The organism is Pseudoalteromonas sp. 4NS20-0020, from assembly GCF_057554385.1.
In genome coordinates this window covers 52,439-68,595 of record NZ_BAAJMI010000007.1, presented here as the reverse complement: position 1 = coordinate 68,595, position 16,157 = coordinate 52,439, and the positions used below count along the sequence as shown (strand labels likewise).

Here is a 16,157-nt window from a genome sequence, read left to right as displayed (position 1 = left end):
TTTTCAGGTTTATTTGCCCCTGTATATAAAAACTAAAACGGATAAAATTATGGATTTCACTCAAAGTCGCGCTAAAGGTAATTGTGCTATTAGCTGTAATAACTGCAGCATAAGCCAGTTGTGTTTACCGTTTTCGTTAAATGGCCAAGAAATGGATAAGCTTGACGAAATTATTGAGCGAAAAAAACCATTACACAAAGGTGACTATTTATTTGAATCGGGTGCACCATTAAAAGCGATTTATGCTGTACGCTCTGGCTCATTTAAATCATACACCTTGTCTGAGCAAGGTGATGAGCAAATTACAGGCTTTCATTTAGCAGGTGACTTAGTTGGTTTTGATGCCATTAGTAAAATGGCACATCAGAGCTTTTCTCAAGCCCTAGAAACCTCAATGATTTGCGAAATTCCCTTCGACACTCTTGACGAGCTTGCAGGTAAATTACCTAAACTACGCCAGCAAATAATGCGTTTAATGAGCAGTGAAATTACCTACGATCAAGAAATGCTTTTACTGCTTAACAAAAAATCGGCAGAAGAACGCCTAGCTAGTTTTATTTATAACTTGTCTGAGCGATTTGGTGAGCGTGGTTTTTCGCGTAAAGAGTTTAGGTTTACTATGACCCGTGGTGAAATAGGTAATTACTTAGGCCTGACAGTAGAAACCATTAGCCGTTTATTAAGTCGCTTTCAAAAAGCCGATTTAATTAAAGTAGAAGGCAAGTTTATTACTATTTTAGATAATGATGCACTCGCTAAAGCAGCAGCCATTGTTAAATAGGTATACATTGATATAGAACAACAATTTATGTGCTAAGCCTTTAACTGTTTTGTATTTGAGTTACACTAAAAGTACACCAGTTAGATAAATGGAGTAGCACATGAACACAATTAAACGCATTCTCGCGGTTATTGACCCCACCAAAGACGAGCAACATGGTTTAGCGCGCTCAGTCGAACTGGCAAAAAAATCTGGCGCAACAATTACAGCATTCATGACGGTCTATGACTTCTCTTATGAAATGACAACGATGCTTTCAGGCGATGAGCGTGAAGCGATGCGCGAAGCCGTTTTAAAAGACCGCGAACTCTGGCTCAACGATTTAGTTTCACCTTACAATAACTTAAATATTGAAACATTAGTCGTTTGGCATAACCGCCCTTACGAAGCCATTATTGAAACAGTTATCGATCAAAATTACGATTTAGTCATTAAAAGTACTCATCAACATGGCGCACTAAAATCGGTAATATTTACCCCTACAGATTGGCATTTGGTGCGTAAATGCCCTACTCCAGTATTATTTGTAAAAGAAATGGCATGGCCTGAAAATGGCAATATTTTAGCTGCTGTTAACGCAGTGAGCGAAAATGATCAGCATATAGCGTTAAACAAACGAATAATTAAAGACGCGCAATTTTTATGTGAGCTTGCTAATGCAAAACTTAACTTAGTCAATGCATACCCTGCCACCCCTATTAATATAGCTATTGAAATACCAGAGTTTAATCCAAGTCTTTACAACGAATCAGTTAAAAAACACCATATAGAATCAACTAATGCACTGGCTACTGAATTTACATTAACTACTGAGCAATGCTTTATTGAAGAAGGCTTACCAGAAGATGTAATTCCTGATATTGCAAATCGTTTGAATAGTGAATTAGTGGTTATTGGAACTGTTGGCCGAACTGGGTTAAGTGCTGCGCTAGTTGGCAATACTGCAGAGCATGTAATAGATAGCCTAGACTGCGATGTATTAGCACTAAAACCAGACGGCTACGTTAGCCCACTGGCAAAAGATTAATAAATTTTGCTGTAGCTCCCGATATGCTAATAACATATAATACGCCCCTTTATTTCTAGCAAGTAATTTGCTGCATTGTTTACTAAGGGGGCGTAGTGTCTAACTCAGCTCAAGCCAAAGCTCAATATAACTTTAATAAGTTACAAAAGCGTTTACGCCGTTTAACTGGCCAAGCGGTTATGGACTTTAACATGATTGAAGAAGGTGACCGTATAATGGTTTGCCTCTCTGGTGGTAAAGATAGCTATACAATGCTTGAAATGCTGCAGCACCTTAAACGTGTTGCCCCCATTAAATTTGATCTTGTAGTTGTTAATTTAGACCAAAAGCAGCCCGGCTTCCCTGAACATGTATTGCCAGAGTACCTAGATAAACTCGATGTAGAGTACAAAATTGTAGAAGAAGATACCTACAGTATTGTAACCGACATAATTCCTGAAGGTAAAACCACCTGCTCGCTGTGTTCTCGCTTACGCCGTGGTATTTTATACCGCACAGCTAAAGAGCTTGGTGCAACTAAAATTGCTCTTGGTCATCACCGTGACGACATGATTGAAACACTGTTTTTAAACATGTTTTATGGTGGAAAACTAAAAAGTATGCCTGCTAAATTAATGAGCGACAACGGCGAGCATATGGTTATCCGCCCGCTTGCCTACTGTAAAGAAGCAGACATTAGCAAATACGCGTTTACTCAAGGCTATCCTATCATTCCGTGTAACTTGTGTGGCTCTCAAGAAAACTTGCAGCGTAAACATACAAAAAACATGTTAGCGCAATGGAATAAAGATCATCCGGGTCGCATTGAGAGTATTTTTACAGCCATGCAAAATGTTGTGCCATCTCATTTAGCCGATGCTGAATTATTTGATTTTGAAAACCTAAAAACGGGTGAAGTGATTGATGGCGGCGATATTGCACTCGACAAGCCAGATATTCCTAAAGTGCCTGTCAACAGCGATACAGACGAAGAAAACGCTGGCGTTGTAACAATTAACTTAAGCTAACTAAGTTGTATTTTTGGGTTTGCATTAAAGCAAACCCAAAACTAGTTTAACCGTCGGCTAACCCTTTCAAAAATTCCAAGCTTAATTTTTCTTGCTCATTAGGTTGGTATGGCAGCTGTTGTAAACTGTCAAAAGGAAAGTCATTTATATCAAAGTGACTAATTTCACTATTACCAAAACTGTTTCGCTCGCCAGGACTTGGCGACATCCTTTCAATTACAAATCCACTCAAACGCATATCAGCCATGCCTTGCGGCAAAATTGACCAGTGCGCTTTTAAATCAATAGTTTGGCTTCCTTCACTTAAACGTTGTTTACTCACCAAGTGCGCAAGTGGTGTGTCGCCAGTAAAAAGGTTCGCCCGAATACGGTACAAGCCCTTTTTTACTACTTTTAAATTGGCGGGTATAAGCATGTTTTCGCTTTGTGGGTATGCCGACTCAAAACCAATAAGTGTCGCACTCGGTGGCATATATTGAATTTGCGCCACTACAGGGATTTGTTTTCCATCAACATTTGCTTCAACAAATATTTGTAAATTTCGCGGATAGTCTTCCTCAGCTTTAAAAATAACATTGGCTTCGCCATCTTGTGCATTACTTTTATAGGTTGTTACAGTCTCTTTTGTATCTGTATTGGCAAGCTCTACATTCACATTTTTAAGGCCACCTGCGCTGACTTTTAATGTTATTTCTTCTGGATACACAAATCTATATTTACTAAGGCTGACTGTAACCGCATTTCCTTTGTCGTCTATTGGACTTTCAACAGGGTAAAATTGATTAGGTTTTAAACGGTCTTCATCAAATTCAGACAATGGTTGTGAATATGGCGGATATTTAAGCGCACGCTCATATTGAGTGGCAACCTGCTCTGCTGCTTTTGCTAAGTTGCTATTATAATCTGTTGTTACTTTTTGTTTTGGTGGTGATTTAGCGGGTAAGTTTGCAGTGGTTGCTTGTATGTTTAATTTACTCTCAGCGGTTAAAGGCTGTTTTATCTTAACAACAGCGACTTCAACTTTAGCCTCTTCTTGAGAGGGCCAAACTAATAAAGCCAATACAGCCATTACTGAAACGACTACTAGGATTTTTTTTATCATTAATAGCTCAATCCTTATAAAAAGTGCAGCTTAATTAAGCTGCACATTTAACGTTTATGGGATCACATTATAAATTAATGCAGAAGCACTCGTTGTGTTTGAGTTTTTAATATAACGGTAGTTCTTTTTCCAAAACCACGACCCTGTTGTTTGATCAAATGTATTAAAGCCAACATTTTGTCCGTCGACATTAATGTTATTCATAGCAATGGTTACATTACCTTTACGCTGGGCGTTATGAATTTCATTATGACTGTAGCTGTCACTCATCATCATAGGGTAATGGTTAGGCATAAAACTATTTACCGCATCACTTTGTGATTTTAATCGACCATCAGTATCAATACTGCTGCTACAGCTACCAAATGATCGTGCTGAGCTTGCACCACATGATGAGTGCGACGCAACAACCGAATCATCATTACCTTTTAAAAATGCGCCTGTGATCCCTAAGTATTCATTACCGTCGGCAACAAAACGTAAACGAGGTGTACGCGCATCTGGAAATGGAGATATTTTACGCGCATTATTTACTTTTAAATCGTGTAACACGCCAACCGCTTCGGTAACATCGCTTCCTAGCCACCATCTAAGTGCTGCATCTATAGCAAAATTCCACGATGCACCTGTAAGTGCGCTTACAGCAACATCAGCAAGTTCACTACCGCCACCAGCACCGGCTAAATCAAATGTAGCAACAATATTGAGTGGAGAAAGCCCTGCGTTTTCTAACCAGTTTGCTTGGTTATCAATAATATGGCGAGCAATTAAGTCCCCAGTAGAGTGTGTCACTAATACACAGCCATCAGCACATAAGTTTGAGCGAGATAACTGCTTTAATTTAGGCCAAACCCAATCTGTTGCTATTTTACCTTCAACACGCTCGTAGGCAGGCCAATCAATTCGTTCATCTGCTCTGTTATTCCAATACGACTGCCAATATGTTTCGCCATCATTTACAACGTCGCTACCTGATTTATTGGTTATTTGAGATACCTGTAAACCATGAATTAATATTATTTTGTGATCTTTACTTACAGCTGAAAAACTCATTAGCATAGCAAGGCATGCGCCCACTATATGCTGAGGTTTTATCCACTTGTGTGTGTGTGTGTTGTTCATAAAATTCCTTAATGTGTGTGTTAAATATTATTAGTTAAGGTATTCACTATTAATGTCTTTTTTTACTGATCTTCAATATTAATTAAGCATTACAGGATTAACCTGACTCTAGTATCAGCGAGTTATAACCCTATTTTACCTGCCTTTAGTAACGTACTTAGTTAAGCAAATTAGTATGACTGATCAGTCCAGACAATGACCAGTATTAGGAACAAAGAACAAAAATGCAACAATTTATTATCATTTATATTGGATCAAAACAAAATTTATTTTTAATCAATAATTTAAAAATTGTCTTTTTTGGAATTATATGGTGGGTTTGTAAAAAATATAGCTGAGGAGTGCAATCTATTTTGCCAAGCCTAAACGTGGTTTAGCCTTGGCAAAAATTTTTAACTGACTTTATTGACCTTTAAGCTCGCTTGTAAATTGCCCTATAGCATTTACAACTTCTTGAGCACCATTTTGTATTTCACTCATCACATTGCCCGACTCTTTAGATAAAGCTAAGCCTTGCTCTGCTTTTTCTTTTCCTTTTTCGATTACATCTACCGTGTTTTGGGTTTGCGATTGGTTACGCTGTACAACTTCAACAATTTCCTCTGTTGCTTTAGATGTACGTGATGCGAGTAAACGAACCTCGTCTGCTACAACGGCAAACCCCCGACCTTGCTCACCAGCACGGGCGGCCTCAATAGCTGCATTGAGTGCAAGTAAATTAGTTTGCTCAGCAATACTACTAATGCTTTGCACAATGCTCGCTATTTGTTGAGATTGTTGATCCAATGCAGAGATTTCGCTGGCCGCTTGCTCCATATTTATAGCAAGCTCTGTCATAACAGCCACTGTGTCTTTAATTACTTCAGCGCCTTGTTCTGCTTTTTTATCTGTTTGTGTTGAGGTGCTGTAGGCAATTTCGGCAGCTTGAGAAATCGCAATTTCTCGGTTTACTTGCTCCGTAATAACAGTCGCAAACTTCATTACTTTATAAAGCTTTCCGGCATCATTAGAAATAGGATTGTAAGAGGCCTCTAACCAGACAATGTTGCCATGCTTATCAACACGTTTAAATCGAGACGCTATAAACTGTCCTTGCCTGAGTTTTGACCAAAAGGCTTGATACTCTTGTGATTCTGACTCTTCGCGCTCACAAAAAATACGGTGATGTTGACCTAATATTTCTTTTTCTTTGTAGCCCATTGCATCTAAAAATTGCTGATTAGCCTTTAATGCATGTCCTTCTAAATCAAATTCAATAACCGCCATTGATCGGTAAATCGCCTTGATTGTGTCACTTTGCTCACGCGATGCTGAAATTGTTTTGGTTAATACAGTACAAAAAATAGAAAAATATAAAAGCTGATCTTGTTCTCCTTTTACAGGGTGAACAATTAAACGTAACCACTCTACTTGACCGTCTTGGCGAATAAATTGTAACGCGCCCCCCCAATGGCCCTCTTTTTTAATCGCTTTTTGTAAGCTTTTGTACTCGTCTGAGTGCTGGGAATGTTCAGAAATAATATCTAAAAGCGGAGTATTAATAATATGATTTTCTCGATAGCCCAGCATATTAAGGAGCTGCTCGTTTGCGTGGGAAATTCGTCCGTCATAAAGAATATTAATTACTAGCATTTCACGATTAAGGCCTTCCCATACTTGCTGTAGTGGGTAAAGCTCTGCTTTTAAAGATGCTATTTCGTTTTGTTTACTATTAGAAAAAAACATTAATATCCTTACTAATACTCGAGGTATGAAATTTATAAATGCAGAGGCTAATTTATCTACGTGATAAATGAAATTTGCCCTAGCGTTAAATAATTTGCTTAAAGTTCAACCAAAACCAAGACTTTTACATGGTAAAGTAAACACTTAACACACATTTGGGACCATTTATTACTTTAATATAGCCTCCATATAAGTCAAACTTTACGATGGGCTATTTTACTAAAATCACTGTTTAAGCCCCATTTACGCTTTTAAATGCAGTAATAGTGCAGGTAATAACGTTTCTATGCACTGGGCGTTTTCTTCATATTGGTGACTTATACGTACCCAACCGTCTGTTCCCATTATTTTTAGCGAGGTTATTTCTACGCTATCGATGTTTTCGTATTGAGTGCACCACAGCCCTTTTACTCTAAATATGCCAGAACTTGTAGTAATGCGATTTATTGTAAATGAGGTTTTCATAAGGTTATTTCACTTGTAACCGCTCATATAAACCAGATGAGCGCGATACAGTTTTATTCATTGCTAACTGCAGTACCTTTTTATCGGCAACTAACTCAAAAGTATGTTTAGCACGGGTAATTCCGGTATAAACAAGCTGGCGATTAACCCCAACACTTGCCTGCTGTAGTGGCGGTAAAACCATTGCGGTATAGCTAAATTCTGACCCTTGAGACTTATGTATTGTCATTGCAAACACTTTGTCGTGGGCGGGTAAACGAGCCGGTGAAAATGCACGTGTGCTGCCCTGCTCGTCAATAAATATAGCCTTAAGCTGCCCAGCTTCATCATTCATTAAAATACCAATATCGCCATTAAAGAGCTTTAATTGGTAATCGTTTTGGCTAACCATTATGGGCATACCACTATAGTGGCGCTGGTTTGGGTTTACGTTTATTAACCCTTGTTGCTGCAGGGTGCGTTCGATGCGTTGATTCAAACTATTAACGCCGTAGTCGCCCTCTTTTACTGCGGCCAATAATTGATAACCTGCAAACGCAGCATGCACTTTGGCTACACTCTCACCTTGGGCAATTAAATTTAAATAATGTGCATAATGTTTGGCTGCTCGATTTACTAGGTTTTCTATTGGTTTACCTATAAAGTCGTAATCCAAAATAACATCACTGAAACGCCCATCAACACTTTCTTGCTCTACATAATTTAATAAGCCACTATTATTTGTATTAACTGCCAATGCCAGTTGCCCTATGCCACTTTTAGCGTCAAAGCGGTAACTGCGTTGTAAAAAGGCAATGCAATCGGCTAGTTTAAATAGGCTATTTCCCTGCGATATTAATGTAGGCTGATCATCAAAACAAAGCGCATTTAATTCATCACACCGCTGCTTTGAGTAGTTAGGTGTGCGCCCAAGTGCTAGCCCTTGGCACAAATCGCTCATAACGCTGCCTGTATCAACCGAGGCAAGTTGGTCTTTATCACCAAGCAGTATTAATCGAGCATGAGCAGGCAAAGCTTCAATTAATTTCGCCATTAGCGATAAATCCACCATGCTTGCTTCATCAATAATTAAAACATCTAAGTGCAGAGGATTGCTTTGACTGTGTCTAAATTTATTAGTAAAAGGTTTTACCCCCAATAAGCGATGAATAGTTTGCGCGGTATCAGGGATCAGCGCTTTAATATCGTCGGGTATACTACTTAGCTGATTTTTAGCCCCTAAAATAGACTCACTTAGCCTTGCCGCAGCTTTACCCGTCGGTGCCACCAGCTTTATGCTTAATGGCGCTGCTTTGTAAAGCGATTGCAATATAGCCAGCAACTTAGTTACTGTGGTTGTTTTACCTGTTCCTGGCCCACCGGTTATTACACTAAACCCTTTAGTTGCTGCAATGGCGCACGCCACTTTTTGCCAGTCAACGTCGGCCACGGGGGGCTCTGGGAAATAATGCTGCAATAAAACAGTAAGAGTTTGACTATCAATATTAAGCGCTCGCTCACTCATGCCTAATAGCCGCTCTGCAAGTATGTGCTCATAAGCTGCCAAACGCGAAAAATAAAGGCGTTGGTCAAATAACTGAAGTGGTTTGGCATCCCCAACGCTTTGATGATTTTGTAAATAGGTTAACGCAGTTTGTTGGTTAAACCCTTGCACAAATGGGCTATACGTAGTGGGAATATTTCCTTCAACTTTATTAAAGTCGCTTTGGCGTAAATTAAACGGATTGGCCCAGTCTATGGTGTTTAATGTTAAGCAACTGTGCTGGCTTTGTTGGGCTATACATAACAATAATACAATATAAAACAGCTCATTATGTGTTCTTTCATCCGTATTTGAGAGTAACTGCGCAAGTTTTACATCAACGACGCGTATTCTATTTTCGCCTAGTAAATAATCCAGTAAAGGGACTTCAGTAACCACGCTATTAGATACTGCCTGTTGCTCATACGCTAAAGGCGTTTGTTCAACGTCTTCTTCTAGCGAGTCAAATAAACCCGGCTGTTGATTTAACTCACTCATAGCATGGCTCCTTGGCTAAATAAGCCATCTAAGATAGTTACTTGCTCTAGTGTCAATTGATTAAAGAAAACACCTTGCCCTGCTGGCATGCCACGTAAAAAGGTGTAATACACGCCCCCTAAGTGACGCTCAATTGAGTAGTCACTGATGCGTTGCTTTAATAGCCTATGCAGCGCTACGGTATATATTAAATACTGTAAATGGTATTGATGGCTGCTCATGGCTTGCTCTAGCTGCTCGGGTTCATAATCTTTAGGCGTATTACCTAAGTAATTAGATTTATAATCTAAAATATAATATTTCCCTTGGTAGCAAAATATTAAATCCACAAAGCCTTTTAAAAGCCCTTTAACATGAGAAAAATCCAGCTTACTTTGCACAAAGCCAAAGTGTTTAATGAGCACTTCGTTAAGCTTGGGGGCACTTAAACTAGTCAGCGGTAAATTAAACTCCATTTCGACTAAGCAGTCACTGGGCGCTAGCTTACTTAAACTTAAATCAGTTTGAGTATTCAATGGGCAATTTAGTACATCGAGCACCCACTGCTGGGTAATTGGCTGCCATGTGTCGCTAATGTGATATTTTTCAAAGGCCCGTTTAATTACCTGTGACAAATTTTGCTCGCTGTTTGTAGGATGAACAACGGGACTTGTAAAATCAATTTGTTCAAAAATTTCGTGTAAACAGCTTCCTGGCTTTGCCCCTTTAGGAAAACTAAAAGGTGAAGGGAGTTCGTCTTGTTGAACGGCAAACTCGTCTTTCTCGTGATCTTCATCGCTTCGCCCTGGGGCTAATTCATCACTGTGTTTTTTAAAACTCAATGCACTAAAGCTGGTTGCACGCCAATCTCGTTCTATGTGCGCCTTACTATTTTTTACACTCAGAATTTGCTGAGCAACCTCGGTATTAGCAAACTGTAAGGTTCCCTGTTGGCGTAATTCTTCAGAGGTAAATTGCTGATAACACATAAATGTGTGCTTGTCGCAAAACTCACTTAAATGTGTTCGCCATATTTGGCTGCTTGAAATTTCGAGCTCTGAGAACAGCACATGCCCAAGCGCACTACTTTGAATTGCTAACCGACTACTTTGCCCTTGCCCTATGTTATAAACACCCAGCGCACAAAAATGCACTGCGCGCGTAAGCGCTACATACAATAAACGTAAATCTTCGGCTAAGCGCTCTTTTTCAGCCTGCTGGAGTGCGTCTTCATCCTTACTTAAATCATAAATAAGTTTGCCATTTTTATGATAAAGCGCTTCTTTAGTTTCACGATAACCACTGGCAAACGGCATAAATACCAATGGATATTCGAGCCCTTTTGAAGCATGCATTGTCACAATTTTAACTAAGTTGGCATCACTTTCTAAACGTACCTGTACGGTTTCGCCATCTTGTTGACTCACCTTTTGCGCAAACCAGCGCAGTAAGCGTAATGTGCCTTCAAGCTCAATTTGTTTTTGCTGTAATATTTCACCAAGGTGTCTAAAGTCGGTAAGCCACCGCTCCACGTTGTAGCCTAAACCTTGCCATTTAGCACTTAACTGATTATGGCTTAGTAATCGCTCAAGCATGGCCATTGCCCCTTGCTTATGCCAAATATGGCTAAGCTGAGCAAAAAAGTTTAAGTGCTCTTGCCAAGCGTTTTCGTTATCGGCAAGTGCGTATACATCGTTATAGCTTAAACAAAATAACGGTCCTGCGAGCACACCACGAAGTAATGACTCGTCATATTGACCATGTAATGCAGTTAAAAAATTAAGTAAATGATGGCTTAACTCTTGGCTAAACACGCTGTCGCGGGATAGATATACACTGGCAATTTTAGCCTCACTCAAAGCCTTTTTCATTATTTGCGCTTCAACGCGGTCACGTACCAAAATACATATGTCTGCCGCACTTATTGGCGTTTTGCCAATGCACGCAGTGCCCTGTTTAGCGCGTTCTAACAAAGTGACTATTTTATTAGCAAAGTAAGTGGCTAGGTGTGCTTGCCCTAATCCTTTACTGGTGGGTTTATTTTTTTCATCGGCGGCTTCATCTACAAACACGTTAAATTCAAAGGCGTTAGCCGGTTTACCATCAATTAAAAACGATTCATCTGCTTTTTTACCCTTAGCGCTCACTTTGTTAAACGGAATAACATCGTTATAAATAAAACTGTTGTCGTGTTTGCTAAATAAACTATTTACGCTGTTTACTATATCGTTGCTTGAGCGAAAATTTGTGCCCAGTGTAAATTGTTGAGGCTCGTCTACCGCCTTTTTTGCGCCTATATACGTAAATATATCTGCGCCTCTAAAACCGTAAATAGCTTGTTTAGGATCGCCTATCATGGCAAGTGTAGTATTGGCTTGGCCATAAATTTGACTAAAAATACCATACTGAATCGGATCGGTGTCTTGAAACTCATCTATCATAGCAACCGGAAATAACTGCGCAATCTTTTGCGCAAGCACATCACCTTGCTCATTATTAAGTGCAGTGTATAAATTAGTGAGTAAGTCGTCGGGGGTGATCACACTTTGCTCTTGCTTGCGCTTAACAATGGCTGATTTTACCCAGCGTGCAGCTTCTTGTACCAACGCTATTTTTAAACCTTGGTTCATGGCGTTGTTAAGCGCTGATAAGGTATCAAACTGACTTAATAACGGATGCGTAAACAAAGGCTGATTTTTTTTATAGTTAGTGGTGTCACTTAAGTTCTCGGTACTCCATATTTCAAACGAATACTTATTGGTACCAAACTCAAAAAACACGTCACCGCTTGCACAAAATGCATCAAGCGCTGCAAGGCTTGCTTTGCGAGCGGGTGTTTTAGCACCACTTAGGCCTGAGCCTTTAATAGCATCAGTAAATCCGTGTTCTTGGCAATCTTTTTTAAACTGTGGGATGAGAGTTAAGTATTCATCACGAGCTTGCCATACATCATCTAAGTTTATTTGCGGTGTTATGTGCGCATTGGCTTTATTTAAAATACTGGCTACTTGTGAAAATAAAGACTCGGGTGCTGCAAATACCTCTAAAATAGCATCGGTTCTGTCTTCACTCAGTGGATAAACAAACGAACGCCAAAAGTCTTTTATTGTTTCGAGCAGTATGTCGCGCTCGTCTAAAATAAACTCTAAATTAAATGCTACACCTGATTCAAACGCATGTTGCTTTAACATTCGCTGACAAAAGCCATGAATCGTAAATATAGCGGCTTCATCCATCGATTTTGCGGCAGCGTCCAGTAAATCAAAGGCTCTATGTTTGTCATCTACTGCGGCAATTACGCCTTCAATTAACTCATCGTTTGGAGTTTGCCCAAGTAATGCATCTCTGGCTGCAATAATACGGTTACGCACACGGTCTTTAATTTCTTGAGTAGCAGCGTCGGTAAACGTCACTACCAAAATCTGTTCTACGCTTAAAGGAGCATTAAGCTCACCCGGTATTTGCATACCAAGTAAATAGCGTAAATATAACCCGGTAATGGTATACGTTTTACCCGTACCGGCACTGGCTTCTATTAAACTTTGCCCTTTGAGTGGCATAGTAAGTGGATTAAGCGCTTGCATGGTCACTCTCCTTAGCATGCTCATATAACGGCGCGAGTAGCTTTTCGCTCCAGCTAATAAACTCGTCTTGGCAGTCGTTAAGTGATTGCACCGTTAATCTAATGTAGGGGTTTTCACCTTCACCTCGGCCTATGTATTGCGGACTAAATTTATTCATCGCTTTTGCCATATCGCCACCCGTTTTTATGTATTCGTATCCACTTACCGGATAAAACGCCACAGGCTCTTTACGCAGTGCTTTGTATAATTCAAACCAATCTGCCAAAATTAAATCAGCGTCGGCTTTGCCCATAGGCGCAAAGCTAATTTGTTTATCAAGCCCAAGTAATAAAGTTTCGAGGTTATGCCCCAAACTTTGTGCCACAAGGTGATAAATAAAGCCCCTAATCATGTCTTTGGCTTTAATACTGGCGCTACGGTAAAACACCTGCTTTTGCATAAAAATATGGTTAAGCCAGCCCTGAATTTGTGTTCCTTGAATATTAAACGACACCTCTATAGGCTCACTTTTACCCGCTTTTATTTGCTCTTTCACCTGCCCTGCAAGCGCGTCAACGCGGTGTTGCATGCTTTGTAAAACTAAACTTCCCACATTCGCTTGCGGTAACTCGCCGCGTTGCAAAATTTGCTCAGTACTCATTGGCGTATCGTTAATTGTGGCTTCTAATATTTCGTCTAAATAAAAGTAACGGCGCAGCGCATCAATACTAAATGGCTCTTCATCTTTTGCTACTTCGTTATATTGCGGCAAGCGTAAACCCAAGGTTTGATTGTAAAAACTTTCTTGTGCGCTGCAAACACTGCGTATAAATACATCAAGCTCTAACTGTTCAGGTGGTTTTACATCAAGTGCGGTAACTGGTTCTGGGAATATGGGCTCATTTGGCAACCAAATTGGGTTATAACTATGATTATTAAGCACGGTACTATTTTTATTTTCTTGGTAGTAGTGGCCATTAAACGGTTGCAAGTGTTGCTGGCTAATCAAACATGCCGGTAATGCTTTAGATGAGTCGTCACCCAGCGTAAAACTACGCCCTATGTATTCTAATAACTCACTCACCAGGGTTGATGGCATACGGGGTTGGTTATCAAAGCAGGAGCGGCCAATATAGCTCATGTAAAGATTTTCACGGGCGCTAAGTAGCGCCTCTAAAAATAGGTAACGGTCATCTAATTTTCGTGATCGGTCACCTTTTTGTTTTTTAGAGTGTGGTACTAAATCAAACCCAATAGGCTGCACATTACGTGGGTAGTCAGCGTCGTTTAAACCTAGCATGCACACTACTTTAAATGGCACGGCGCGCATGGGCATAAGCGTACAAAAATTTACTTGCCCTACTAAAAATCGCTGACCGACGCCTTTTTCTTGTATACCCTGTTTTATTAAATAGCTAACTATGCGCTGCGACACCGCTTGATTGTAGTCGCCGTTATCGTGGTGCTTTTGAATATCTTCAAGCACTTTTTGCAGCACTAATAAATCCCAACTGTCGTCGCTTTCACTCTCGTAAACAGCGCCAAGTAGCTCGCTTAAAATTTTCGCCTTATTAGTGAGGGTGTCGTCGGGGGTAAGCTTGGCTTTAAAGTTTTGAAGCACATCGATAAAGTCTACCAGCTTATTAAGCGTATCAAGCGCCATTCCTTCTACTTCGTCGGCGCTATAAATACCATTAAATGGGCATTGCTCGTCGCGCATGGCAATACCCAGTAATAAACGGTTTAAACCATGCTGCCATGTATTTAGTTCAATGGCGGGTAAATCAAAACTGTGTTTATGTTCGGCATTGATGCCCCATTTAACACCTACGCGTTCAAGCCAGTACTGTATTTGTTCGTACTCGTGCGCTTCAAGGCCAAACTTTTCGGCTATTTGAGTTACTTGGAGTAAATCTAAAATATCTGATACGCCAAACCGCGAGAACGGTAAGTTAGCTAAGCTGGCAAACGAGCTTAGTACTGGTTTTTCTTGCTCTATAGCTAAATCAGCTAACGCGTAGGGAATATAGCGGCTGCCTTGCGCACCACCAAATACAGCTTCTATATAGGGGCTGTATGTGCCTACATCGGGCATCATTACAATAATGTCTTTTGGGGTAAGCGCAGGGTTTTGGTTAAACAAATTAAGTAAGTAGTCGTGTAATCGCTCAACTTCTCTAAGCGGTGTATGGCAGTCACTAAGGGTAATACTGGTATCGTTTGCACTGACTGGTAATTTACCTTCATCGTTTATAAACCATTCTTTGTTATCGGTAAGCGACTCCCCTTTAAACGCAAGCTGATAAATTTCGCTTTGTACTTGCCCAAGTAATGTAGTGTCAAAAGCATCTATAAAGCCATCAATCCAACGGGCATCAAGTTGCACTAGCTGTTCAAAATAATCGCGACCTAACTTCCCCCACGACGATAAAAGTGGGTTACCTATAAAGTAATAGTCTTCATCTGGGTTAGATTGTTTTTTTTGCTGCGCTTCCACCAGCGGCATTTTGGCGTATTTAGCATTTATTTTGGCCGCTGTTTTTTCGTCAATTATGTCACCCCAGTAATGCTCACTCGGGTTGAAAAAGAATAAAAACACCTCTGTTTTTTTGCTCAATGCTTCAAACACATCAAGCTGAGAATTAGCAATGGCTGATATACCAAATAAACTAATGCGTTTAGGTAATAAGCTGTTGTCCATACTTTCCAACGCAGCAAGTAATTGCCCCTGCATATTTGCGCGGTGAAATTGGCTTTGGCCCAGCTCTTTGCTTAATTTTACAATTCGGCGCCATAAATCAGGCTGCCATGGTGCAATGGTGACATCTACGTCATTAAGTTCATCATTGCCGCTATCCCAAGTTGCTATCCAGTGCGGTCGATACATTAGGTATTGGTCGTACACATCGGCTATTTTTTCACATAGAGCAAAGGTTTTTTGGCCATCAATATCGCCCTCTAAGTAGGTTTTTAGGGGTAAATAAAGCGGTTCGTCAATACAAGTGGGTAAAATTGAAAATAATTTCCATGCAAGGTTAGGTTTGTTAAAGGCCGACTCTTTAGGCACATTAGGTAATAGCTGCTGATATAGTTGCCAAATGAAACTTGATGGCAACGGAAAATCAACCTGAGCAGCCACACCTAAATGCTCACTCAAGCCAATTTTTAGCCACTGCGACATACCCGGAGATTGCACCAGCACCACTTCTTTATCGAACGGGCTTTGCAATGGGCTTACCTTTAACAGTTGATGAAACTGTGCCTGCAGGGCTTCCATACGGTTTGATTGAATAATATTGAGCATACGACACTGTCCTTACTTGAAGTAAAACCAGTGTAAGATATTTTCAATTATAGGGGTAGCAA

Annotated in this window: 10 protein-coding genes; 3 read left to right on the top strand and 7 right to left on the bottom strand. The window is 40.1% G+C overall.

Translation table 11 applies throughout. The features are described 5' to 3' along the window. Positions 1-49: 49 nt before the first annotated feature. The 3 genes from AC27JL_RS16890 (at position 50) to ttcA (ending at position 2,815) form a co-directional block, all read left to right on the top strand. Positions 50-781, top strand: a complete 732-nt coding sequence (locus tag AC27JL_RS16890; protein ID WP_006794303.1) for an FNR family transcription factor — start codon at positions 50-52, stop codon at positions 779-781. 100 nt (positions 782-881) lie between these two features. Beyond that, positions 882-1,808 carry a universal stress protein UspE gene (gene uspE / locus AC27JL_RS16885; RefSeq protein WP_487196131.1) on the top strand — a complete coding sequence of 309 codons (927 nt, stop codon included), beginning with the start codon at positions 882-884 and terminating at the stop codon, positions 1,806-1,808. A gap of 95 nt (positions 1,809-1,903) precedes the next feature. Next, complete coding sequence (gene ttcA, locus AC27JL_RS16880) at positions 1,904-2,815, top strand: tRNA 2-thiocytidine(32) synthetase TtcA (RefSeq protein ID WP_008126427.1); 912 nt, start codon at positions 1,904-1,906, stop codon at positions 2,813-2,815. 46 nt (positions 2,816-2,861) lie between these two features. Here ttcA and AC27JL_RS16875 read toward each other — a convergent pair whose 3' ends face one another. The 7 genes from AC27JL_RS16875 to recC form a co-directional block, all read right to left on the bottom strand. After that, positions 2,862-3,917 (bottom strand): hypothetical protein, encoded by a 1,056-nt coding sequence (locus tag AC27JL_RS16875; protein WP_487196130.1) that lies wholly within the window; start codon positions 3,915-3,917, stop codon positions 2,862-2,864. A gap of 54 nt (positions 3,918-3,971) precedes the next feature. Beyond that, complete coding sequence (locus AC27JL_RS16870) at positions 3,972-5,039, bottom strand: hypothetical protein (protein WP_487196129.1); 1,068 nt, start codon at positions 5,037-5,039, stop codon at positions 3,972-3,974. A 402-nt stretch (positions 5,040-5,441) separates the two neighbouring features. Beyond that, positions 5,442-6,764, bottom strand: coding sequence for a methyl-accepting chemotaxis protein (locus AC27JL_RS16865; protein WP_039037901.1), 1,323 nt, complete (start codon positions 6,762-6,764; stop codon positions 5,442-5,444). Between the two features lie 243 nt (positions 6,765-7,007). Beyond that, the gene (locus tag AC27JL_RS16860) at positions 7,008-7,229 is read right to left on the bottom strand and encodes a hypothetical protein (RefSeq protein ID WP_487196128.1); all 222 of its coding nucleotides are present in this window, start codon (positions 7,227-7,229) and stop codon (positions 7,008-7,010) included. Positions 7,230-7,233: 4 nt separating this feature from the next. Then, on the bottom strand, positions 7,234-9,249 hold the full coding sequence (gene recD, locus AC27JL_RS16855) for an exodeoxyribonuclease V subunit alpha (protein WP_487196127.1): 2,016 nt from the start codon (positions 9,247-9,249) through the stop codon (positions 7,234-7,236). Then, positions 9,246-12,812 (bottom strand): exodeoxyribonuclease V subunit beta, encoded by a 3,567-nt coding sequence (gene recB, locus AC27JL_RS16850; protein WP_487196126.1) that lies wholly within the window; start codon positions 12,810-12,812, stop codon positions 9,246-9,248. Before recB ends, recD begins: the two co-directional genes overlap by 4 nt. After that, the gene (gene recC / locus AC27JL_RS16845) at positions 12,799-16,095 is read right to left on the bottom strand and encodes an exodeoxyribonuclease V subunit gamma (RefSeq protein ID WP_487196125.1); all 3,297 of its coding nucleotides are present in this window, start codon (positions 16,093-16,095) and stop codon (positions 12,799-12,801) included. The genes recB and recC overlap by 14 nt, the downstream gene beginning before the upstream one ends. Between the last annotated feature and the right edge of the window lie 62 nt (positions 16,096-16,157).